This is a genomic window from Clostridium sp. (assembly GCF_051650885.1).
GTDB lineage: Bacteria > Bacillota > Clostridia > Clostridiales > Clostridiaceae > Clostridium.
Map to the genome: position 1 here is coordinate 1 of NZ_JBOFRG010000047.1, position 1030 is coordinate 1030.

The following is a 1030-nucleotide window of genomic DNA, read 5'->3' on the forward strand; positions in this document are numbered from 1 at the left end:
TTCTTTTCTTTCTTTTTTAATGAATTCTCCATCGAAGTTCAAGTCAAGTTCGTTACTTTTTATCTCTTTAAAAAGTATTAATTTTAAACTTGACGCTTTGAAAGTTTCATTTTCTTTTACTTTAATATATGTTCTATCGTCCTCACTGATATAGATATTTTTAATAAATTTAATTGAATCACCGTAGATATTCTCTATGTTATAGACTGCATTAAATTTTATTTTTAATGTTCTTATATGGCTTCTATTTTTATTCTCTATCAATATATATTCAATCTCTTTCTTACTCATAGCTATAACTCTCCCTCTCTATCTCTTTATATCGTAAAAGAGTGCAGATATAAATCAATTTGCACTCTTTTTCTAAATTTCTTAAGCTAATATCCCTAAATTATATAATACAATTGATAGTATTAACATTAACCAAATAACACGTGTTGAATTCATCTTCTTTTTCCCTAATAACCAATAAACAAGTCCTAATAATAAAACTGGTACTAAACTTGGCATTATTTGATTTAGCACATCCTGTACTACTAGTGACACTTGATCATTCTTATATACAAATGGAACATTTGCACGTACTACGGTTGGTATTAACGCTCCTATTACCGTTACTCCTAAGACTGTTGCTGCATTAGTTAATACATTTAATTTATCTTTAAGCGTTGTTACAATTTTCGTTCCCTGCTTGTATCCAATTGGTAACAAACTCCACCTTAACGCTATTAATCCACAGTTTGCCAATGTCCATAGAATTATACCTAGTGGACTACCATTTAGTGCAAGTGTAGCTGTTATAGAACCCCATATTGTTGCCCATATTACATGCAATAGCGAGTCTCCTACTCCTGCTAACGATCCCATCAATGCAGTCTTTATACTTGTTACAGTCTCTTTTGAACTATACCCTTCTTTTTCTTCTATAGCTAAATCTATACCTAATATTAGATTTCCAAAAAAAGCACTTGTATTAAAAAATTGATTATGTGTATGCAACATATCTTTATATTCTTCCTTGTCATGCCCA

2 protein-coding genes are annotated in these 1030 nt (G+C 30.1%); both read right to left on the bottom strand.

The window, feature by feature from the left end:
* Window positions 1–291, bottom strand: a 291-nt coding sequence (locus ACRC28_RS02375; protein WP_438541857.1) for a hypothetical protein, incomplete at its 3' end; no start/stop codon positions are given.
* An 81-nt stretch (window positions 292–372) separates the two neighbouring features.
* On the bottom strand, window positions 373–1030 hold a 658-nt coding region (locus tag ACRC28_RS02380), incomplete at its 5' end, for a PTS system mannose/fructose/sorbose family transporter subunit IID (RefSeq protein WP_438541858.1).